The sequence below is a fragment of the Caulobacter sp. GW821-FHT10F06 genome, assembly GCF_058809215.1.
In genome coordinates this window covers 55,111-74,960 of record NZ_JBXASK010000009.1, presented here as the reverse complement: position 1 = coordinate 74,960, position 19,850 = coordinate 55,111, and the positions used below count along the sequence as shown (strand labels likewise).

Sequence of the window (19,850 nt, the reverse complement as noted above, 5' to 3'; positions counted from 1 at the left end):
GGGCCTTTTGTTATTTCGCGATCCGCAGGTTCTGGATCGAGCCGGCGATGGCGTCGAACACCGCCGCCAGTTCGTCGGAGTCGGTGACGTCGTAATACTTGTCGGTGGTCGAGGCGCAGGTCTGCAGGATCGACTTGGAGTGGGACGAAACGCCCACGCCGATCGAATAGATGATCACGCCCTTGGCCTTGGCGTTGGCGCAGGTCTTGGCCTGGCGGCTGTCGATGGCGTCGCGGCGCTCGGTGCCGGTCGAGCCGGTCGTCAGGGCCACGTTGCTGGCGTTCTTCAGGCGCTGCTGCCAGATGTAGCCGTATCCCGTGTAGATCGAGTCATTGGGGTTATCTTCTTCGTCATTGGTGTTGTCGCCGTCGGTCAGCAGCACGATGACCTTGCTGACATTGGCCGTGCCGTAGGCCGAGCCGTCCGAGAACGGCGCGTTGGGCGACACAGCGTGCCAACCCCACATCATGCCCATGGCGACGTTGGTGTTGCCCGAGGCGATCATGTCGTCGAGCTTGTCCTTGACCGTGGTGGCGCCGGCGCTGGTGCGCACATTGGTCATGCGCAGCACGCTGGTGATGCCGCAGCCGGCGTTGGGGCCGATGCTTGTGCCGGTCTTGGCGCTGCTGCTGACCTTGCTGTTATTGCTGGTCGCGTACTTGCTGACATTGCCCTGGCGCGTGAACCAGTCGGTCGAGCTGGTGCCGTCCGAGCTGATCCAGTTGTTGTTGGACGAATAATAGTAGGTCCAGCCGCGGCTGGTGTAGCTGACCGAGTTGCTGTCGGGCTCGTCGGGCGCGAAGAACGGCACGAACATCGAGGCCGGCGTGCTGGACGAGGGCCCCGTGTCGGTGATGTCGTAAGGATCCGGCCGGCTCTCGACGCAGCCCGCCCAGCTGGTGCCGGTCTGGGTGTGCAGGGTGAAGCGGTTCTGCGAGGTCGCGAACACGTCCGAGCCATAGGCCGACGGCAGCGTGCCGGTGATCCAGTTGGCCGACGCATAGCTGGAGCCGACATTGACGGTCATCGAGAACGGCACGACGGCGATCTTCACCGCGTCGGTCTCCGAGGCGCGGGCGGCGGCGGCGTAGAGCGTGTCGACCAGCGACTTGGACGCGCTGATCAGGGCGGTGATCTTCTTGCCGCCCGAGCCCAGCTTGCTGTCCATCGAGCCGGTGTTGTCCAGCACCAGGGCCACTTCCAGCTTGTTGACCGAACGCACCACCTCCGACGTGGCGGTGACGGTCGGGTCGGTGCTGCTCCACAGGTTGGAGATGATCGGCTTGATCGTCACCGAGACCGAGCCGATGACGCGGTTGCCCGTGCCGGCCTTGAAGGTGGAGTTGCTGGCCGTCAGCGTCAGGCCCAGGCCGTTCATCTCGGCCAGGAAGGCGGCGTCGCCCACCGTGTCGAGGGCGGTGTCGGTGGTGGCGGTCGAGCGGGCGGCCATCAGGGTGGCCGCGTCCAGGGCGTCCTGCAGCTGGCGGCGCTGGACGCTGATGCGGTTCATGTCGACCAGGCCGAAGGCCAGGACGGTGATCGGCAGCACCAGGAAGGCGAACTGCACGGCGATCGCGCCTCGCTCGTCGCGACGCAGCCGACGCAGCACGCCGGACAGGCGGTCGCGCAGGCGTTGGAGGGGGCGATGAGCGGTCATGACCAGGTCCGGACGAATTTCGAGCCCTCACCCTGCCGCAAGAGGGTGAACAAGCCGCCAATGACGATGGTGAACGGACCGCGACCCGTTGACCGGCCTCGACAATCGCCGTCGCCGGGCGCTTTCGCCCGACCCGCTCTGCCGCTAAACAGCGCCCATGCCGTTCACCGCCACCGTCATGACCATGTTCCCCGAGGCCTTCCCCGGCCCTCTCGGCGTCTCGATGATCGGGACCGCCTGGAAGGAGCAGGACCTGTGGCGATTGGAAACACTGGACATTCGGCCCTTTTCCAAGGATAAGCGCGGCTTCCTCGACGACACCCCCGCGGGTGGCGGCGCGGGAGCGGTACTCAAAGCGGACGTCATCGCCGCCGCGCTTGATAGCGTGGACGTCGGTGGGCGGCCGCTTTTGTACATGAGCGCCCGGGGTCGGCCCCTGACCCAGGCGCGTGTTCGAGAGTGGAGCAAGACGCCCGGGATCATCGTCCTGTGCGGCCGCTTCGAGGGGGTGGACCAGCGGGTGCTCGACGCCCGGGGGTTCGAGGAGGTCTCGGTCGGAGACGCGGTGCTCGCCGGTGGCGAGGCGGCGGCGATGGTCGTGATCGAGGCGTGCGTTCGACTTGCCCCGGGGGTTCTGGGGAACATCGAGAGCACGCTGGAAGAAAGCTTCGAGGACGGCCTCCTGGAGCATCCGCAGTACACGAGACCGCGGACGTTCGAAGGACTGGATATCCCCGAGGTGCTGCTGTCGGGCGACCACAAGCGGGTGGCCCAGTGGCGCAACAGTATGCGTGAAGAAACGACACGCGAGCGGCGGCCCGATCTCTGGGAAGCGCATCTCGCCAATCAACAGGCAAAAGGCGGCCCGAAAACGGGTAAGCCCAAAGGAGATTGAGACCATGGCGATCAACATCATCAAGCAACTCGAGCAGGAAGAATCCTCGCGTCTGCTGGCCGTCCGGGCGATCCCGGAATTCCAGCCGGGCGACACCCTGCGCGTCAACGTGAAGATCAAGGAAGGCGAGCGCGAGCGCGTTCAGGCCTATGAGGGCGTCTGCATCGCCCGCGCCGGCAGCGGCATCCACGAGAACTTCACGGTCCGCAAGATCTCGTTCGGCGAAGGCGTGGAGCGTCTGTTCCCGCTGCTGTCGCCGAACATCGAAAGCATCGAAGTCAAGCGTCGCGGCGTCGTCCGTCGCGCCAAGCTCTACTACCTGCGCGACCGTCGCGGTAAGTCGGCCCGTATCGCCGAGCGCCAGACCGTCCGTAAGGAAAAGGGCGACGCCGCCGAATAAGGCGCGTCTCTCCGGAGATATGAAGAAGGCCCCGGTGGAAACGCCGGGGCCTTTTTTCTTGGTCCTCGTGGAGGTCGGTTCCGCTGCAGCCTTATCGAGCCCCCATTCTTGTCATCCCGGCCGTAGCGAAGCGCAGAGCCGGGACCCAGGGGCGACCGCGATGCGGCGCGCCAATTGAGCAGGAACATGACTGCGAACGCTCAGCGGAGTGTCACCAGATGGCGAACGCGCTCGGGCGTCGGCCGGGCCTTGAGCGCCGCCGCGATCCATTGGATCGCCAGCACCCAGCCGAACGGGGTTTCCTTATGGGTCTTGAAGGCCGTGTCGATCATCGCCGTCTCCTCGGGCTTTTAGTGACGGGGAATTTCGGCCTCCAGGCGCGGGATGACAAACGGGGCCTCCTTGGGCATCCATAAGGCCGACTTATGGCAGATATCCTTTCCACCACGCCCCTGGCGGCCCTGCGCGTCTTCGAGGCGGCCGCGCGCCTGCGCAGCTTCACCCGCGCCGCCGACGAGCTGGGCGTCAGCCAGGCGGCGGTCAGCTGGCAGGTGAAGGCGCTGGAGGCGCGGCTGGGCCAGCCGCTTTTCATCCGCCTGCCGCGCGAAGTCGCCCCCACCCCAGCCGGCGAGCGGCTGTCGCGGGCCGCGACCGAGGCCCTGTCGATCCTGCGCTCGGCCGTCTCCGACCTCGTGGAGACCGAAGAGGGCGTGCTGGCGGTGACCACCGTCCAGAGCTTGGGCGGCCAGTGGCTGGCGCCGCGCCTGGGCGGCTTCCAGATCGCCCATCCCAGGATCGCCGTGCGGCTGGACGCCACCAGCCGTGTCATCGACCTGGGCCGTGAGCCGGTCGACGTGGCCCTGCGCGGCGGCAAGGGCCAGTGGCCGGGCCTGACCTCGCATCTGCTGATCCCCGCCGTCCAGACGCCGCTGTGCGCGCCCGACCTCGCCGCCAGGCTGGACCTGAAGACGCCGGCCGACCTGGTCGGGGCGCCGCGCATCGGCAGCGAGGGCGAGTGGCGCGAATGGTTCGAGGCCGCCGACGTCGCGGTCGAGCGCGATCCCGTCCCCCTTCGCCTCGCGGCCGACGCACAGGCCCTGGAAGTGGCCAGCGCCCTGGCCGGCCAGGGCGTGGCGCTGGGCTCGCCGATCTTCTTCGCCCAGGAGATCGCCCAGGGCCGGCTGGTCATGCCGTTCGACATCGTCACGCGCTACAACGGCGGCTACTGGCTGGCCTATCCGACCGAGCGGGCGCGCGTGCGCAAGATCGTCGCCTTTCGCGACTGGATCCTGGCCCAGGCCGCCGCCGATCCGCTGGTCGCGCGCTACGCGGCGTTGGAGCCCCGCCAAGGCGTCGACCTGCCCTCGCCTCTGCAACGACCGAAGATCTGACTCCACGACCAAGCTTGAGTGCAACAGCACCCTTCTTGACAGAACGCCGGTTTGGGAGGACCGTCCTCCTCGCCCCCGCCGCCTTGCGACGGGCTACCTGACCGCTCCCTCTCAGGGGGTGGCCCGCTTCAGCTGACGCACCGCGCCACTGGACTCAAAAGCGATACAGGGCGCGCTCAAGGGCGCGCCCTCAATCGGTTCAGGACGCCGCTCGACGTCGTCGGGGCGCTCCACGCGTCTTCTTGCGGGCGTCGCGTTCGGCCTGGCTCTCGCGGGCCCGGCGCAGGCGACGCTGCACCCGTTCGTCCCGCAGGATCGCGGCCGGCACGTCCGTCAGCAGCTTCAGGCCGGCGATCGGCGAGAGGTTGCGCACGTCGCGGCGGGCCTGGGCCAGCACCTCGCCGACCATGGCCTTGCTGTCGACCTCGCCGGCCTCGGTGACCAGCGACAGACGGTGCAGGGCGTAGAGGCCCAGAACGAAGGCGATCAGGAAATAGAAGTCCCAGCTCGAGACCCTCAGCGGCATCAGGGTCAGGACGTCGCCGGGGCTGGTCCAGCGCAGCAGGATCTCCAGCCGACGCGCGGCGAAGAAGTCGGCGAACATGCCGCCCAGCACCGGCGCGAGACCCGCGGCGGCCGAGCTGATCAGGGCGTTGGCGGCGATATAGGCGGTGGCCGAGCCGCGCGGCGACAGCTTCATGGCGATATTGCCCGACGACAGGGTCACGCCGGCCGTGGCCAGGCCCATCAGGGCGTGCAGGGCCACCAGATAGGCCATCACCCAGACCCGGTCGGTGATCTGCGAGGCGCCGACCATGCCGGCGATGCACAGGATGAACAGCGGCGCGGCCACCGCCAGCACAGATTTGTTGGCGAAGCGGTCCGACAGCAGGCCCCAGCTGCGCAGGGCCAGGACGTTGGTGGCCTGGCTGACCATGCCCAGGATCACCACGAAGGTGATGTTCAGCCCCAGCTGCTTGACGAAGAACACCGTGAAGAAGGGCGTGGCCAGGTTCACCGCGAACTGCCAACTGGCCAGGAAGACGATCAGCCGCCGGAAGTTCAGGTCCTTCAGCGGCGCGCGCAGCAGCGGCAGCAGCTTCACCCGCTCGGCCGGGGCCGGCATCTGCGGCTCGGGGGTCAGGGCCAGCTCGCGGCAGCTGAGCAGGGCGCCGAGGAAGCCCAGCACATAGAGCCCGGCGAAGGCCATCGGCCGCCAGGACGAGCCCTCCGGCGCGCGGTCCAGGGCGAAGGCGGCGGCCAGGCTGGCGACCAGGCCGACCAGGGTGGCGTTGATGGTCCGCTTGGCGAAGATCTGCCCCATCCGCGCCTCGGGGGCCAGGTCCCGCACCCAGGCGTTCCAGGCGCAGCCGCCGAAGGTGGCCACCGCGCCGTAGAACACCTGAAGGGCCACCAGCGCCGCCAGGGTGAAGCTCCCGCCGCGGGGCGCGATGGCCAGCAGGGCCATGCCCAGCAGCGCGCAGCGGCTGATCAGGCTGGCCAGCACCGAGATGCGCTTGCGGGTGCGGAACTTCTCGACCAGCAGCACGCCCGGCGCCTGCAGCAGCTGCACCCAGAAGGCGGCCGCCGCCAGCAGGCCGATGGTGGTGTTGGACGCCCCCAGATGCAGGGCGAAGGCGGTCAGGATCACCCCGCTGGTCACCGCCGTGACGGCGTTGGAGTAGCCGGCCTCGAGGACCAGATGTCGCAGGCCGCGCTCGCGGTCCTCCTCGGTGAGGTTCGGTGACGGGGCAAGAAACATGCGCTGCAAAGCCTTTGCATGTAGCCGATGGGGCACGAACGACCGCTCGCTGTACGAACAGCCGTCGATTTTTGGCGCTTCCTCGCTTTACGAGCCCGTCCTCAAGGCCTAGATGCCCGGGTATCATGGCCCACGCACCCAAGACCCTCTACGACAAGATCTGGGACGCTCACGTCGTCAACGAACAGGACGGCGAAGCGATCCTCTATATCGACCTGCACCTCATCCATGAGGTCACGACCCCGCAGGCCTTCGCAGGCCTTCGCGCGGCCGGTCGCAAGGTGCGCCGGCCCGACCGCACGCTCGCCGTCGCCGACCACAACATCCCGACCGAGGGCCAGGCCCTGGGCGTCGACGCCGTGGCCGACGAAGAGGCGCGCCTGCAGCTCCAGACCCTGGGCCGCAACGTCAAGGACAACGGCATCGAGTTCTTCCCGATGGGCGACATCCGCAACGGGATCGTCCACGTCGTGGGACCCGAGCAGGGCCGCACCCAGCCGGGCATGACCATCGTCTGCGGCGACAGCCACACCTCGACCCACGGCGCCTTCGGGGCCCTGGCCCACGGCATCGGCACGTCCGAGGTCGAGCACGTCCTGGCCACCCAGACCCTGCGCCAGAAGAAGGCCAGGAACATGCTGGTCCGCGTCGACGGCCAGCTGGGCCCGGGCGTGACCGGCAAGGACATCGCCCTGGCCGTCATCGGCGAGATCGGCACCGCCGGCGGCACCGGCTATGTCATCGAATACGCCGGCGAGGCCGTCAAAAGCCTGTCGATGGAGGGCCGCATGACCCTCTGCAACCTGACCATCGAGGGCGGCGCCAAGGCCGGCCTTATCGCACCGGACGAGAAGACCTTCGCCTATATCCAGGGCAAGCCCGCCGCCCCCAAGGGCGCGGCCTGGGACATGGCCCTGAACCACTGGAAGAGCTTCTTCACCGACGAAGACGCCGTGTACGACCGCACCGTCGTCATCGACGGCGCGGCCCTGGTCCCGATGGTCACCTGGGGCACCTCGCCCGAGGACGTCATCCCGGTGACCGGCAACGTGCCCGATCCCGAGAGCTTCTCGACGCCCGACAAACGGTCCGCCGCCCACCGGGCGCTGGACTATATGGGCCTGACCGCCGGCCAGCCGATCTCCGAGGCCCGCATCGACCGCGTCTTCATCGGCTCGTGCACCAACAGCCGGATCGAGGACATGCGCGCGGCCGCCGCCGTGGTGCAGGACGCCTTCGCGCACGGCCGCCTGGTGGCCCCGCACGTCAAGGCGATGGTCGTGCCGGGCTCGGGCCTGGTGAAGGAGCAAGCGGAAGAGGAAGGCCTGGACGCCATCTTCAAGGCCGCTGGCTTCGACTGGCGCGAGCCGGGCTGCTCGATGTGCCTGGCCATGAACCCCGACAAGCTGCAGCCGGGCGAGCGCTGCGCGGCGACCAGCAACCGCAACTTCGAAGGCCGTCAGGGCCGCGGCGGCCGCACCCACCTCGTCTCCCCCGCCATGGCGGCGGCGGCGGCGATCGCCGGCCATCTGGTTGACGTGCGCAGCTTCCTCGAGGAGACCGTCTGATGCAGGCCTTCACCCGTCTCGACGGCCGCGCGGCCCCGCTTTCGCTGGCCAATATCGACACCGACCAGATCATCCCCAAGCAGTTCCTCAAGACCGTGGAGCGCGAAGGGCTGGCCAAGGGCCTGTTTTACGACTTCCGTTTCGACGCGGCCGGGAACGAGATCACCGACTTCGTGCTCAACCGCCCGGAGTACAAGGGCTCGTCGGTGCTGATCGCCGGCGACAATTTCGGCTGCGGTTCGTCGCGCGAGCACGCCCCCTGGGCCCTGATGGACTTCGGGATCATGTGCGTGATCTCGACCGGCTTCGCCGACATCTTCAACAACAACTGCTTCAACAACGGCCTGCTGCCGGTGGTGCTGCGGCCCGAGGAGGTCTCGGTCCTGATGGACGAGGCCAAGGGCGGCAACCACATGGTCAGCATCGACCTCGAAGCCCAGACCGTGATCTCGCCGTCGGGCAAGACCTTCAATTTCCAGATCGATCCCGTGCGGAAAGAAAAGATGCTCAAGGGCCTGGACGCCATCGGCGAGACGATGATGCACGGCGCGGACATCGACCTGTACGAAAGCAAGCGGGCGATTGGGCAGCCTTGGTTGGAACACTGAACCTCTTCCCTCCCCCTTGGATGGGGGAGGGGCAGGGGTGGGGGTGACACCGCCAGCGGACTTGAACGCGGCCGAGCCACATCCTGAACCGCTTTCACCCCCATCCCCGCCCTTCCCCCATCAAGGGGGAAGGGAGAGAGTGCTGAGATGACCATCATCCTCGCCGGCACCGTCCGCCTGCCGCCCGAACGCCTGGCCGACCTGCGTCCGCACCTCCGCGCCCAGGTCGAGGGCAGCCGCGCCGAGCCGGGGTGCCTGGACTACGCCCTGACCGAGGATCCGCTCGATCCGGGCCTGATCCGGGTCTATGAGCACTTCGTCGACGAGGACGCCCTGGCCTTCCATCGCGCCAGCCCGCACATGGCCGCTTGGCGCGCGTGCTGGCCCGAACTAGGCATGGGCGAGCGCCGCATGTCGTCGTTCGACGTCTCCGCCTACCGCGAAATCTGAAGAGAGCCTCCCGATGTCCACGCTCCTCCTCCTGCCCGGCGACGGGATCGGCCCCGAAGTCACCGCCCAGGTCCGCCGCGTGGCCGCCGCCCTGACCCCGGACCTCAAGGTCGAGGAGGCCATCTATGGCGGCGCCAGCTATGACGCCCACGGCGCGCCGCTGACCGACGAGGTCCGCGACCGGGCCCTGGCCAGCGACGCGGTGCTGATGGGCGCCGTCGGTGGTCCGCAATGGGCCGACGCCCCGCGCCACCTGCGCCCGGAGGCCGGCCTGCTGGCCCTGCGCAAGGCGATGGACGTCTACGCCAACCTGCGCCCGGCCTATTGCTTCGAAGCCCTGGCCGGCGCTTCCAGCCTGAAGACCGAGCTGGTCTCGGGCCTGGACGTCATGTTCGTCCGCGAACTGGTCGGCGGCGTCTATTTCGGCCAGCCGCGCGGCATCGAGGACCTGCCCGACGGCCAGAAGAAGGGCTTCGACACCGCCGTCTACACCACCAGCGAGATCGAGCGCGTCGGCCGCGTGGCCTTCGAGCTGGCGCGCGGCCGCACCAACAAGGTCCACTCGGCCGAGAAGTCGAACGTGATGGAATCGGGCCTGCTGTGGAAGCAGGTGATCACCGAACTGCACGCTCGCGAATATCCGGATGTCCAGCTGGAGCACATCCTGGCCGACAACTGCGCCATGCAGCTGGTGCGCGCGCCCAAGCAGTTTGACGTCATCGTCACCGACAACCTGTTCGGCGACATTCTGTCGGACGCCGCGGCCATGCTGACCGGCTCGCTGGGCATGCTGCCCTCGGCCGCCATCGGCGATCCCGGCAAGCCGGGCCTGTACGAGCCCATCCACGGCTCGGCCCCCGACATCGCCGGCAAGGGCCTGGCCAATCCGCTGGCCGCCATCCTGTCGTTCGAGATGGCCCTGCGCTGGTCGCTGAAGCAGACCGAAGCCGCCGACACGCTGCTGGGCGCGGTCAAGGCGGCGCTGGACGGCGGCGCCCGCACCCGCGACCTGGGCGGTTCGCTGTCGACGGTGGAAATGGGCGACGCGGTGCTGGCCAAGCTGTAGGCGACACCCTGCATGGCCTCGCCCTTCGACAAGCTCCGGGTGAGGGCCATTTCAAAAGCCGTTCCGTAGAAAACCTCGTCCTGAGCTTGTCGAAGGGCGAGGTTTCGTTTGCTCCCCTACTCCTCCCGCAGCTCCAGCGCCGTGAACGGGGCCTGGCCGCGCTCGATGCGGACCAGGTCCAGCACGCTGACAATCTGACGCGAGCGCCAGTGGCTCATCAGATAGGCCAGCGGGCCCAGGGTGGCCGTCGCCGCCAGTTGGATGGTCCCGAGCATGTTGGCGCGCACGAAGCTCATGACGCTGTCGCCGGCCAACTCGGCCAGCAGCGCCAGGATCGACAGCGGAATGGTCAGGTAGCCGATGATCACCGCCCGCAGCATCTGGTCCTGCCGGCGTGCGTTCAGGCTGGCCAGGGCCGACACGGCGTCGAACAGGGCGTCGTCGACGCCGTCCAGCAGCGCGAAGGCCTGGATGGTCGAGCGATTGCGCCGAAAGCCGCTGACGAAATCCACGCCCATATAGCCCCAGGCGCCCGGGGTGTAGAGCGTCGACGGCAACAGGCTCCAGACCGGGAACAGGCGCTTGAGGCCGCGCCACAGGCTCCACAGGTCGGCGCGCGGCGCCTCGGCCCCAGGCTTGTGGTCTTGCATGCGCCCCTCGTTCCAATCCGGCCCTTTCGACCAGTGCCCATCCGAACGGTCCCGGATCAAGCAAAACCCGCCCGTCCTGCGCGATCTCCGCAACCCCTGGAGGACCCTGCACGGGGATTGGCGGCGTTCCATCCCGGGCGTTGGCGGGATCGAACCCAGCGATTTCAACACCTTGAAACTTTCTCGCATCGCGCTTTCGGAGGCGTCGAACGCGGACCTCATACTGTCTTCACCTGACAGCACGGGAAGGGCGTCCGGCCGGCGACCAGCGACGGCTGTCAGGGGTGATCGCGCGGGAGCGAGGATGGGGGACGTAAACCCATCCATCGGGGGAACGCTAAAGCCCCCGCCCGTCCGAAGGTCCGCTCCGGATCCCTCCGGAATCGGCGTGGCTTGCAGCTTTCGAGCTGGGTCCGTCGCGAGGAGGATAAATCCGGGTGGGGCAAAGGGTTGAACCAGACCCGCGCGCCCCGGCCAGAGGGAAAACGGTCACGCGGAGCGGACGGCTTCGTCGAAACGGTACTTATCAAACTCCCATCCGGACGTCGTCCGGACGCTCCGCGACCCTTCCCACACCTTCGCAGCCAACGGCGCGAGGTTGTCGACACTCGCCCCCACCTGACCTGCTACGCAGGTCGTCCGCCCCCATAGGGGGCGGATCGGATCATCTTCCCCCTATGGGGGAGGAGCGCCGCAGGCGCGGAGGGGGCAAGGTAGCCCCCTCCCCAAACCCCGCCATCCGCCCTACCCTCGACCCAACGATAAAAGGGAGGCGCCGCGCATGATCTCGGGCCTGATGCAGACCACGCCGCTGCTGATCAGCGGCATCCTGACCTATGCCGCCCAGGCCCATGGCGAACGCGAGATCGTGTCCAGGCTGATCGACGAGCCTGTCTGGCGCTACGACTATGCGGGTCTGGCTAGGCGCGCCGCCCAGCTGGCCCACGCCCTCAAGCGCCTGGGCGTCCAGCCTGGCGATCGGGTGACCTCCCTGGCCTGGAACACCCACCGGCACCTGGAGCTGTTCTACGCCGTCCCGGGCCTCGGCGCGGTGCTGCACACCGCCAATCCCCGATTGTTCGACGAGCAGATCGTCTACACGATCAACCACGCGGAAAGCCGCGTCCTCTTCTTCGACCGCAGCTTCGCCGCCCTGGTGGATCGCATCGCCCCGCTGCTGACCACGGTGAAGACCTTCGTCATGCTGTCCGACCGCGAGCGGACCCTTCCCGGCGCGGTCGGCGCGACCAGTTACGAGGCCCTGATCGCCGGCGAGGCCGAGACGATGGATTGGCCGTCCTTCGACGAGAACGCCGGCGCCTTCCTTTGCTACACCTCGGGGACGACGGGCGATCCCAAGGGCGTGCTCTATTCGCATCGGGCCGTGGTGCTGCACGCCATGGCCGGGGGCCTCAACAGCGCGTTCGGCTTCACCGCCTTCGACGTGGTGATGCCCTGTTCCAGCCTCTACCACGCCACCGCCTGGGGCCTGCCGTTCAGCGCCCCGATCTGCGGGACCAAACTGGTCCTGCCCGCCGACAAGATGGATGGCGCGTCGCTGCACGCCTTGATCCAGGACGAGGGCGTCACCTTCACCGGCGGCGTGCCGACCATCTGGACGATGTACCTGGCCTGGCTGGAGCAGAACGGCGAAAGCCCGACCACGCTGAAGCGGGTGGTCATCGGCGGCAGCGCCGTGCCGCGCGCCATGGCCGAGGCCTTCAAGCGGCTTTATGGCGTCGCGGTGCTGCAGATCTGGGGCATGACCGAGACCTGCCCGATCGGCGTGGTCGCCACCCCAACGCCCGCCCTCGCGGCCCTCGGCGAAGAGGCGATGGACGAGGCGATCTGGACCCGCCAGGGCCGGCTGCAGTTCGGCATCGAACTGAAGGTCGAGACCGAGGACGGAACCGAGGCGCCCCGCGACGGCGAGACCTCCGGCGCCCTGCTGGTGCGCGGCCCGTGGGTGGTGCGCCGCTATTTCCGCCAGGACCAGGACGCCGCCCGCACCGACGGCTGGTTCGACACCGGCGACATCGCCACGCTGGACGAGCATGGCTTCATGCGCATCACCGACCGCCAGAAGGACGTCATCAAGTCCGGCGGCGAGTGGATCAGCTCGATTGACCTGGAGAACGTCGCCGCCGGCTGTCCGGGCGTGAAGATCGCCGCCGTGATCGGCGTGCCGCATCCCAAGTGGGAGGAGCGACCGTTGCTGGTGATCGAGGCGCATGACGGCGTCGAGGTCAGCAAGGCCGCCGTGCTCGACTATCTGGCCCCGCGCATCGTCAAATGGTGGACGCCCGACGACGTGGTCTTCGCGGCCGTGCCGCTGACGGCGACGGGCAAGATCGACAAGAAGGTGCTGCGCGAGGCGTGGCGGGGGCATCTGGGCGGATAGGCCTTGCGTCCTTCGAGGCCGCTGCGCGGCGCCTCAGGATGAGGAAGATTGCAATGAATTCCTCATCCTGAGGTGCTCGCCTTAGGCGAGCCTCGAAGGACGCACAGCCTTAAGCCAGCATGCGCACCTTCGGCTCGCGGTCCCAGAACCGCAGCGCCGCCGCCGCGATGAAGTCCGAACCCAGGCCCACCACGCCCTCGTCCGGTTCGACCCCGGCCTTGTCCAGCAACGGCTTGGCGGCGTCGGTGGCGCCGATGGCCTTCAGGTGGCCGAAGGCGTCCATCACGAACTGGACGGCGGCGGCTTCCTTCAGCAGCGCCGCGCAACCGGTGTCGGACAGGACCAGCGCGATGGCGTCCACCGTCACCGACGGCGTGCCGGCCAGCTGGCCGTCGGCCGGGATCAGCGTGCCGTCCGCGCCCTTGGCCCCGCCGATCTTCGGCGCGATCACCTTGGCCACGGCGCCGGCCTTCTTGATCGCCGCCTTGAGCTTATCGACCGCCGCCGCGTCGGAGCCGTCGGCCACCAGCACGCCGATGACATGACCCTTGATGTCGGTCGGCGCCAGCGGGCCGTTGACCACCCGCAGGGCCGGCGACAGGTCGAGATCCTGCACCGGAACCGCCGTCTTCGACGCCTTGGGCACGGGCATGTTCAGGCCCGCCCCGACCCGCTTGGCCAGCTCCGGATCGACATTGACCAGGTTGGACATCATCCGCGTCCGCACGGCCTCGATGCCCACCTTCGACAGCTCGAAGACGATGGCCGAGGCCAGGTGAGCCTGCTCATGCGGGTCCAGCGAGCGGAAGAAGAGACGCGCCTGGCTGTAATGGTCGGCAAAGCTCTCGGGCCGGATGCGCAGCTTGTCGCCTTGCTCGTCCGCGCCCTCGCCGGCCGCGAAGGTCTTGAAGCCGGTCACCGGACATTCGCGCGGCCCGCCCTCCTCGCCGGCGGTTTCCGGCAGGCTGTTGGGCTCGTAATTGGCGCGGCCCTTGGGCACCGCCATCTGCATCTGGCCGTCGCGCTGGAAGTTCATCACAGGGCACTTGGGCGCGTTGATCGGCAGCTGGTGGAAATTGGCCGTGCCCAGGCGGCTCTTCTGGGTGTCGAGATAGGAGAAGAGGCGGCCCTGAAGCAGGGGGTCATTGGTGAAGTCGACGCCCGGCGGCACGTTGGCCGGGCAGAACGCCACCTGCTCGGTCTCGGCGAAGAAATTGTCGGGATAGCGGTCCAGCACCATCCGGCCGACGATGCGGACGGGCAGCACCTCTTCCGGAATGATCTTGGTCGGGTCCAGCACGTCGAAGGGCAGGCTGTCGGCGAAGGCCTGGTCGAAGGCCTGGATGCCCAGTTCCCACTCGGGGAAGTCGCCGCGCTGGATCGCTTCGAACAGGTCGCGACGCTGGAAGTCCGGATCGGCGCCGGCCAGCTTGACCGCTTCGTCCCAGAGCGTCGAGGCCACGCCCTGCTTGGGCTTCCAGTGGAATTTGACGAAGGTCGACTTGCCCGCCGCGTTGACGAACCGGAACGTGTGGACGCCGAAGCCTTCCATGGTGCGCAAGCTGCGGGGAATGGTGCGGTCGCTCATCGCCCACATGATCATGTGGGTGCTTTCGGGCATCAGGCTGATGAAGTCCCAGAAGGTGTCGTGGGCGCTGGCGGCCTGCGGATAGCCGCGATCGGCCTCCATCTTCACCGAGTGGATCAGGTCGGGGAACTTGATGGCGTCCTGGATGAAGAACACCGGGATGTTGTTGCCGACCAGGTCCCAGTTGCCTTCCTTGGTATAGAACTTCACCGCGAAGCCGCGCACGTCGCGGGGCGTGTCGACGCTGCCCGCGCCGCCGGCCACGGTGGAGAAGCGGGTGAACAGCGGCGTCTTCTCGCCGGCCCGCTGGAAGAGGTCGGCCTTGGTCAGGTCCGACAGGGATTCATAGAGTTCGAAGAAGCCATGGGCGGCCGTGCCGCGGGCATGGACGATGCGCTCGGGAATGCGCTCGTGGTCGAAATGGAAGATCTTCTCGCGAAGGACGAAGTCCTCCAGCAGCACCGGGCCGCGCTCGCCGCTCTTCAGCTGGTTCTGGTTGTCGGAGATTCGGATGCCCTGATTGGTCGTCAGGTGCGCCTCGGCCTCATGCGGTCCCTTTGCTGGAACGTGCTGGTGGGTCTCGCCGCCATTACCGATATCGGTCGTGAATTCGCTCGCCATGTCCGCCACTCCTGATTGCGCCCGGGTTGACGGCCAAACCCTCGCCTGGAGTGATGGTTCCTATGTCGATGAGGTGACTCTGGTCACGTTTCGAGCAGCGCCTTCAGGGTCGAGAGGTCCTTGGCCACCATGCCGGCGTCGCGGGCGAACATGGCGTCGTCCATGCCGGGTTGGCGAAACAGCGTCAGGGTCACCTCGGCTCCGTCGCCATTGGCCACGACCCGAAGCGGGATGCTGATCTCGGTCCCGTCAGGGAGGGTGACCCAGTGATCCAGGACGCCGAAAGCGTTCTCCGGCGAGAACCGCACATGAACGTCGCCGTCCGGACCATGGGCGATCCAGCGGTCGCCGTCCGGGGTCAGGCCCGCGCCGAGACCGTGCGCCCACTTGGGAAAGTTCTGCGGCACATGGGCGAAGGCGTAGACGTCGTTGGCCGAACGGTCGACGCCGATGCTGATCGGGCGGGCTTCAAGGCAGGGCATGGCAAATCTCGCGAGGCGCGGCGGTCATTCGATCAGAACGACCACCGCCCCCGCGAAGTTTCAGCGCTCGCTGTCGAGATAGACCATCATCGCCTCGGCGTAGCGCGTGCCGGCGACGGCGTCCTTGGGCACGGCGGCCTCGATGGCGGCGAGGTCTTCGGCCGAGAACGTGACGTCCAGGGCGCCAAGGGCCTCGGTCAGGCGATCGCGGCGACGGGCGCCGATCAGCGGGATGATGTCCGGCCCCTGTGCGGCCACCCAGGCGATGGCGGCCTGGGCCGTGGTCACGCCCTTGGTCTCGGCGACGGCGCGCAGGGCCTCGACCAGGGCCAGGTTGGCGTCGAGATTATCGCCCTGGAAGCGCGGACTGTGGGCGCGGAAGTCGCGGCCGCCGAGGCCGCTGTCCTTGTTCCAGTGACCGCTGATCAAGCCGCGCGACAGCACGCCATAGGCGGTGACCCCGATGCCCAACTCTCGCAGGGTCGGCAGGATGTCGGCCTCAATGCCGCGCGAAACGAGCGAGTACTCGATCTGCAGGTCGACGATCGGCGCGACCTTGGCGGCCCGGCGGATGGTCTCCGAGCCCATCTCCGACAGGCCGATATGGCGGACGTAGCCGGCCTGGACCATTTCGGCGATGGCGCCGATGCTGTCCTCGATCGGCACCGACGGGTCCAGGCGCGAGGGGCGGTAGATGTCGATATAGTCGACGTTCAGGCGCTTGAGGCTGTAGGCGAGGAAGTTCTTCAGCGCGTTCGGGCGGCTGTCGAAACCCAGGAACTGGCCGTCGGGCCCGCGCAAGGCGCCGGTCTTGACGCTGAGCACCAGGTCCTCGCGCTTGTGGCGCTGCAGGGCCTCGCCGATCAGCATCTCGTTGTGGCCCATGCCATAGAAGTCGCCGGTGTCGATCAGGGTCATGCCCTGCTCCACGGCGGCGTCGAAGGTGGCCAGGCTCTCGGCCCGATCGGACGGGCCGTACATGTCCGACATGCCCATGCAGCCCAGGCCGAAGGCCGAAACGACGGGACCGGTCTTGCCGAGTTGATGCGTCTTCATGGTGGATCTCCAAATCTCGTGGAGAGGGTTATGCGCCCCGATACGCCGTGCGATAATCCGGGCATGGCCGCACGACCCGTTCGGAAATTCGTACAATGAAAAACCCTGGGGCCGACGCCGATTTCGCCGATCTCGACGCCTTCACCGCCGTGGCTCGGGCCCGCGGCTTTCGCGGCGCGGCCAGCCTGCGCGGCGTCTCGGCCTCGTCGCTCAGCGAGGCGGTGCGGCGGCTGGAGGCGCGGCTGGGCGTGCGGCTGCTCAACCGCACCACCCGCAGCGTCACCCCCACCGAGGCCGGCCAGAAGCTGCTGGAGCGCCTGACGCCCGCCCTGGCCGACGTCGCCCTGGCGCTGGACGAGGTCAACGCCTTCCGCGACAGCCCCACCGGCACCCTGCGCCTGAACGTGCCCGGCGTGGTGGCACGGGTGCATCTGCCGAAGATCCTGCCGCGCTTCCTGGCCGCCCATCCCGGCGTCAGCGTCGAGATCACCGCCGAGGACAGCTTCATCGACGTGCTGGCCGCCGGCTTCGACGCCGGGGTCCGCTATGACGAGCGGATGGAGAAGGACATGATCGCCGTCCCGATGGCGGGGCCTCAGCGGTTCGTGCTGGTCGGTACGCCGGCCTATTTCGCCGCCCGCGGCAAACCGGCCCATCCGCGCGATGTGCTCGACCACGCGTGCATCCGCCACCGCTTCGCCAGCGGCGTCACCCATCCGTGGGAGTTCGAAAAGGACGGCGAGGTCATCCGCATCAGCCCGAGCGGTCCGCTGACCTCGACCAGCATCGACCTGGAGCTGGAGGCCTGCCTGGCGGGCGTAGGCCTGATCGCCACCTTCGAGGACTTCGTCGCTACGCCCCTGGCCGACGGCCGGCTGGAAGCCGTGCTCGAGGACTGGCTGCCGCCATTCACCGGCCCCCTGCTCTACTATCCCAGCCGCAGGCACATGCCCGCGCCGCTGCGGGCCTTCGTCGACTTCATCAAGGCGGAGAGAGCCGGTCAGAACTGGTGAAAAATTGCCGCACCGACAGCGTTCTATGGGTCTTCATAGAAACCCTTGCCTTGCCTATATGCCCCCCGAGGCGTAACGGGTCGCTTCCTCCCAGATCGGGGCGGAAAAGTCAGATTGGAGACCGCTATGGGTTACCGGGTCGCCGTGGTCGGCGCCACGGGCAATGTTGGCCGTGAGATGTTCAACATCCTCGAGGAAGTGAAATTCCCCGTCGACAAGATGCACGCCATCGCCAGCCGGAAATCCATCGGCGTCGAGGTCTCGTTCGGCAATCAGATCCTGCGCTGCGAGGACCTGGAGCAGTTCGACTTCTCCACCGTCGACATCGTGCTGATGAGCGCCGGCGGGACGATCTCTAAGGAGTGGGGCGAGCGTATCGGCCGGGCCGGTCCGATCGTCATCGACAATTCCAGCCACTTCCGGATGGACCCGGACGTGCCGCTGGTGGTGCCGGAAGTGAATCCGAACGCCGTCGACAAGCTGCCCAAGAACATCATCGCCAACCCCAACTGCTCGACCGCCCAACTGGTGGTGGTGCTGGCTCCCCTGCACGCCGAGGCCAAGATCAAGCGGGTCGTCGTCTCGACCTACCAATCCGTGTCCGGCGCGGGCAAGGAAGGCATGGACGAGCTGTGGGAGCAGACCAAGGGCGTGTTCGTCCTGGGCGCCCCGCCGCCCAAGAAGTTCACCAAGCAGATCGCCTTCAACGTCATCCCGCACATCGATGTGTTCATGGAAGACGGCTACACGAAGGAAGAATGGAAGATGATGGCGGAGACCAAGAAGATCCTGGATCCGTCGATCAAGCTGACCGCCACCGCCGTGCGCGTGCCGGTCATGGTCGGCCACGCCGAGTCGGTGAACATCGAGTTCGAAACCCCGCTGGACGAGGACGACGTCCGCGAGATCCTGCGCGACGCCGACGGCGTGGAGGTGATCGATAAGCGCGAGGACGGCGGCTACATGACGCCGAAGGAAAGCGCCGGCGAGTTCCCGGTCTATGTCTCGCGCATTCGCACCGATCCGACCGTCGAGAACGGCATCGCGCTCTGGTGCGTCGCGGACAACCTGCGCAAGGGCGCGGCGCTGAACGCCGTGCAGATCGCGCAGCTGCTGCATGACAAGGGTTTGATCAAGCAGAAGCTCCCGGCCTAAACCGCCTCCCCGCAAAGATCGGGTGGACGATTTCAGGGCTCCCGGGACATCAGGTCCCGGGAGCCCTTTTCTTTTCTAGCCAACAGGAACGACGCCATGACGGCGGACATGACCAAGAGCCCGGACGAAGCCCGGACCGCGCTGATCGCAGGGGTGGGCTGCTACCTGCTGTGGGGCTTCCTGCCGCTCTATTTCCACCTGCTGTCGGTGCTGGGCGTCGGCTCGTGGGAGATGATCGCCCACCGCACCCTGTGGGCCGCGCCATGGGCGTTCATGGCCGTGCTGCTGGCCAAGCAGGGACCGCAGGTGGCCGCCGTGCTGCGCCAGCCCAGGACTCTGATGATGCTGGCCTTCTCGACGGCGGCGATCTTCACCAACTGGTCGATCTACGTGTTCGCGGTCAACGCCGGCCACGTGATCGAAACCTCGCTCGGCTACTACATCAACCCGCTGATGAACATGGCGGCCGGGGCCTTGCTGTTCCGCGAGCGGATCAGCCGCGAGGGCGCCATCGCCATCGGCCTGGCGGCGATCGGGGTGGCGATCCAGACGGCGGCCCTGGGCCACCTGCCGGTGATCTCTCTGGGCGTGGCGCTCAGCTTCTGCGCCTACGCCATCCTGCGCAAACAGGTGAAGGCCGACGCCCAGACGGGCCTGTTCATCGAATGCGCCTATCTGGCGGCTCCGGGCCTGCTCTACGTGCTGCACCTGCAGTCGACGGGCGCCGGACAATTCGGGACCGGCGCGGGCGTCACCACCCTGCTGCTGATCGCCGGCCCGGCCACGGTCGTGCCCCTGGCCCTCTTCGCCTGGTCGGCGCGCCGCATGCCGCTCAGCGCCATGGGCTTCCTGCAGTTCATCGCCCCGACCATCCAGTTCCTGATCGGCGTGGTGCTGGGCGAAGCCTTCACCCCGATGCGGGCGCTGTCGTTCGTGTTCATCTGGGCCGGGGTGGCGGTGTTCGCCTACGGGGCGTGGAAGCGGGCGCGGGTGGTGGCGGCCTAGGTCGGGACGCCCCCTCCGTCACGTCGCCTATCGGCGCCGCGCCACCTCCCCCGTACGCTTCGCTACGGGTGAGGAGAAGATG

The 19,850-nt window shown here is 67.7% G+C and carries 18 protein-coding genes and 1 pseudogene; 11 read left to right on the top strand and 8 right to left on the bottom strand.

Annotated features, from left to right (window positions below; genetic code table 11):
* Window positions 1–10: 10 nt before the first annotated feature.
* Window positions 11–1,657, bottom strand: coding sequence for a TadE/TadG family type IV pilus assembly protein (locus AC1RUS_RS19240; protein WP_492918191.1), 1,647 nt, complete (start codon window positions 1,655–1,657; stop codon window positions 11–13).
* 157 nt (window positions 1,658–1,814) lie between these two features.
* Here AC1RUS_RS19240 and trmD point away from each other — a divergent pair, with 157 nt between their 5' ends.
* Together trmD and rplS are read left to right on the top strand one after the other, a co-directional pair.
* Complete coding sequence (gene trmD, locus AC1RUS_RS19235; protein WP_492918190.1) at window positions 1,815–2,552, top strand: tRNA (guanosine(37)-N1)-methyltransferase TrmD; 738 nt, start codon at window positions 1,815–1,817, stop codon at window positions 2,550–2,552.
* Between the two features lie 4 nt (window positions 2,553–2,556).
* Complete coding sequence (gene rplS / locus AC1RUS_RS19230) at window positions 2,557–2,952, top strand: 50S ribosomal protein L19 (protein ID WP_492918189.1); 396 nt, start codon at window positions 2,557–2,559, stop codon at window positions 2,950–2,952.
* Window positions 2,953–3,152: 200 nt separating this feature from the next.
* On the opposite strand, the gene AC1RUS_RS19225 is transcribed toward rplS, so the two are convergent.
* Window positions 3,153–3,284, bottom strand: a complete 132-nt coding sequence (locus tag AC1RUS_RS19225; RefSeq protein WP_492918188.1) for a hypothetical protein — start codon at window positions 3,282–3,284, stop codon at window positions 3,153–3,155.
* Window positions 3,285–3,377: 93 nt separating this feature from the next.
* On the opposite strand from AC1RUS_RS19225, the gene AC1RUS_RS19220 reads away from it, so the two are divergent.
* The gene (locus AC1RUS_RS19220; protein ID WP_492918187.1) at window positions 3,378–4,343 is read left to right on the top strand and encodes a LysR substrate-binding domain-containing protein; all 966 of its coding nucleotides are present in this window, start codon (window positions 3,378–3,380) and stop codon (window positions 4,341–4,343) included.
* Between the two features lie 199 nt (window positions 4,344–4,542).
* On the opposite strand, the gene AC1RUS_RS19215 is transcribed toward AC1RUS_RS19220, so the two are convergent.
* Window positions 4,543–6,105, bottom strand: a complete 1,563-nt coding sequence (locus tag AC1RUS_RS19215) for an MFS transporter (protein WP_492918186.1) — start codon at window positions 6,103–6,105, stop codon at window positions 4,543–4,545.
* A 125-nt stretch (window positions 6,106–6,230) separates the two neighbouring features.
* Between AC1RUS_RS19215 and leuC the strand changes: the two genes are divergently transcribed.
* The 4 genes from leuC (at window position 6,231) to leuB (ending at window position 9,797) form a co-directional block, all read left to right on the top strand.
* Entirely contained in the window at window positions 6,231–7,673 is a 1,443-nt protein-coding gene (gene leuC, locus AC1RUS_RS19210) for a 3-isopropylmalate dehydratase large subunit (RefSeq protein ID WP_492918185.1), read from the top strand.
* The gene (gene leuD, locus AC1RUS_RS19205; protein WP_492918184.1) at window positions 7,673–8,281 is read left to right on the top strand and encodes a 3-isopropylmalate dehydratase small subunit; all 609 of its coding nucleotides are present in this window, start codon (window positions 7,673–7,675) and stop codon (window positions 8,279–8,281) included. The genes leuC and leuD overlap by 1 nt, the downstream gene beginning before the upstream one ends.
* 147 nt (window positions 8,282–8,428) lie before the next feature.
* On the top strand, window positions 8,429–8,731 hold the full coding sequence (locus tag AC1RUS_RS19200) for a putative quinol monooxygenase (RefSeq protein ID WP_421739663.1): 303 nt from the start codon (window positions 8,429–8,431) through the stop codon (window positions 8,729–8,731).
* Between the two features lie 13 nt (window positions 8,732–8,744).
* Complete coding sequence (gene leuB / locus AC1RUS_RS19195; RefSeq protein WP_492918183.1) at window positions 8,745–9,797, top strand: 3-isopropylmalate dehydrogenase; 1,053 nt, start codon at window positions 8,745–8,747, stop codon at window positions 9,795–9,797.
* Window positions 9,798–9,913: 116 nt separating this feature from the next.
* Here leuB and AC1RUS_RS19190 read toward each other — a convergent pair whose 3' ends face one another.
* Window positions 9,914–10,447, bottom strand: coding sequence for a hypothetical protein (locus AC1RUS_RS19190; RefSeq protein ID WP_492918182.1), 534 nt, complete (start codon window positions 10,445–10,447; stop codon window positions 9,914–9,916).
* A gap of 781 nt (window positions 10,448–11,228) precedes the next feature.
* Here AC1RUS_RS19190 and AC1RUS_RS19185 point away from each other — a divergent pair.
* A complete protein-coding gene (locus tag AC1RUS_RS19185) occupies window positions 11,229–12,848 on the top strand; it encodes a long-chain fatty acid--CoA ligase (RefSeq protein WP_492918181.1) in 1,620 nt (539 codons plus the stop codon).
* A gap of 26 nt (window positions 12,849–12,874) precedes the next feature.
* Here AC1RUS_RS19185 and AC1RUS_RS19180 read toward each other — a convergent pair.
* The 4 genes and pseudogenes from AC1RUS_RS19180 to AC1RUS_RS19165 all read right to left on the bottom strand — a co-directional run.
* Window positions 12,875–12,951, bottom strand: a pseudogene (locus tag AC1RUS_RS19180) (hypothetical protein); the annotation flags it as partial.
* A 6-nt stretch (window positions 12,952–12,957) separates the two neighbouring features.
* Window positions 12,958–15,057, bottom strand: coding sequence for a catalase (locus tag AC1RUS_RS19175; RefSeq protein WP_492918180.1), 2,100 nt, complete (start codon window positions 15,055–15,057; stop codon window positions 12,958–12,960).
* Between the two features lie 83 nt (window positions 15,058–15,140).
* Window positions 15,141–15,539 carry an SRPBCC family protein gene (locus AC1RUS_RS19170; RefSeq protein WP_492918179.1) on the bottom strand — a complete coding sequence of 133 codons (399 nt, stop codon included), beginning with the start codon at window positions 15,537–15,539 and terminating at the stop codon, window positions 15,141–15,143.
* A 60-nt stretch (window positions 15,540–15,599) separates the two neighbouring features.
* Complete coding sequence (locus tag AC1RUS_RS19165; protein ID WP_492918178.1) at window positions 15,600–16,595, bottom strand: aldo/keto reductase; 996 nt, start codon at window positions 16,593–16,595, stop codon at window positions 15,600–15,602.
* 95 nt (window positions 16,596–16,690) lie between these two features.
* Here AC1RUS_RS19165 and AC1RUS_RS19160 point away from each other — a divergent pair, with 95 nt between their 5' ends.
* The 3 genes from AC1RUS_RS19160 (at window position 16,691) to rarD (ending at window position 19,768) form a co-directional block, all read left to right on the top strand.
* Entirely contained in the window at window positions 16,691–17,608 is a 918-nt protein-coding gene (locus AC1RUS_RS19160; protein WP_492918177.1) for a LysR family transcriptional regulator, read from the top strand.
* Window positions 17,609–17,734: 126 nt separating this feature from the next.
* A complete protein-coding gene (locus tag AC1RUS_RS19155) occupies window positions 17,735–18,763 on the top strand; it encodes an aspartate-semialdehyde dehydrogenase (protein WP_492918176.1) in 1,029 nt (342 codons plus the stop codon).
* Between the two features lie 108 nt (window positions 18,764–18,871).
* Window positions 18,872–19,768 carry an EamA family transporter RarD gene (gene rarD, locus AC1RUS_RS19150; RefSeq protein WP_492918352.1) on the top strand — a complete coding sequence of 299 codons (897 nt, stop codon included), beginning with the start codon at window positions 18,872–18,874 and terminating at the stop codon, window positions 19,766–19,768.
* The last annotated feature ends 82 nt before the right edge of the window (window positions 19,769–19,850 follow it).

What these genes read in the sequence shown, in the direction of transcription:
- leuC (WP_492918185.1), top strand. Translation starts at nt 6,231, where the DNA reads ATGGCCCACGCACCCAAGACCCTCTACGACAAGATCTGGGACGCTCAC.
- AC1RUS_RS19175 (WP_492918180.1), bottom strand. Translation starts at nt 15,057, where the DNA reads ATGGCGAGCGAATTCACGACCGATATCGGTAATGGCGGCGAGACCCAC.
- AC1RUS_RS19215 (WP_492918186.1), bottom strand. Translation starts at nt 6,105, where the DNA reads ATGTTTCTTGCCCCGTCACCGAACCTCACCGAGGAGGACCGCGAGCGC.
- AC1RUS_RS19220 (WP_492918187.1), top strand. Translation starts at nt 3,378, where the DNA reads ATGGCAGATATCCTTTCCACCACGCCCCTGGCGGCCCTGCGCGTCTTC.
- AC1RUS_RS19225 (WP_492918188.1), bottom strand. Translation starts at nt 3,284, where the DNA reads ATGATCGACACGGCCTTCAAGACCCATAAGGAAACCCCGTTCGGCTGG.
- AC1RUS_RS19185 (WP_492918181.1), top strand. Translation starts at nt 11,229, where the DNA reads ATGATCTCGGGCCTGATGCAGACCACGCCGCTGCTGATCAGCGGCATC.
- leuD (WP_492918184.1), top strand. Translation starts at nt 7,673, where the DNA reads ATGCAGGCCTTCACCCGTCTCGACGGCCGCGCGGCCCCGCTTTCGCTG.
- rplS (WP_492918189.1), top strand. Translation starts at nt 2,557, where the DNA reads ATGGCGATCAACATCATCAAGCAACTCGAGCAGGAAGAATCCTCGCGT.
- AC1RUS_RS19170 (WP_492918179.1), bottom strand. Translation starts at nt 15,539, where the DNA reads ATGCCCTGCCTTGAAGCCCGCCCGATCAGCATCGGCGTCGACCGTTCG.
- AC1RUS_RS19160 (WP_492918177.1), top strand. Translation starts at nt 16,691, where the DNA reads ATGAAAAACCCTGGGGCCGACGCCGATTTCGCCGATCTCGACGCCTTC.
- AC1RUS_RS19155 (WP_492918176.1), top strand. Translation starts at nt 17,735, where the DNA reads ATGGGTTACCGGGTCGCCGTGGTCGGCGCCACGGGCAATGTTGGCCGT.
- AC1RUS_RS19190 (WP_492918182.1), bottom strand. Translation starts at nt 10,447, where the DNA reads ATGCAAGACCACAAGCCTGGGGCCGAGGCGCCGCGCGCCGACCTGTGG.
- trmD (WP_492918190.1), top strand. Translation starts at nt 1,815, where the DNA reads ATGCCGTTCACCGCCACCGTCATGACCATGTTCCCCGAGGCCTTCCCC.
- AC1RUS_RS19165 (WP_492918178.1), bottom strand. Translation starts at nt 16,595, where the DNA reads ATGAAGACGCATCAACTCGGCAAGACCGGTCCCGTCGTTTCGGCCTTC.
- leuB (WP_492918183.1), top strand. Translation starts at nt 8,745, where the DNA reads ATGTCCACGCTCCTCCTCCTGCCCGGCGACGGGATCGGCCCCGAAGTC.
- AC1RUS_RS19240 (WP_492918191.1), bottom strand. Translation starts at nt 1,657, where the DNA reads ATGACCGCTCATCGCCCCCTCCAACGCCTGCGCGACCGCCTGTCCGGC.
- AC1RUS_RS19200 (WP_421739663.1), top strand. Translation starts at nt 8,429, where the DNA reads ATGACCATCATCCTCGCCGGCACCGTCCGCCTGCCGCCCGAACGCCTG.
- rarD (WP_492918352.1), top strand. Translation starts at nt 18,872, where the DNA reads ATGACCAAGAGCCCGGACGAAGCCCGGACCGCGCTGATCGCAGGGGTG.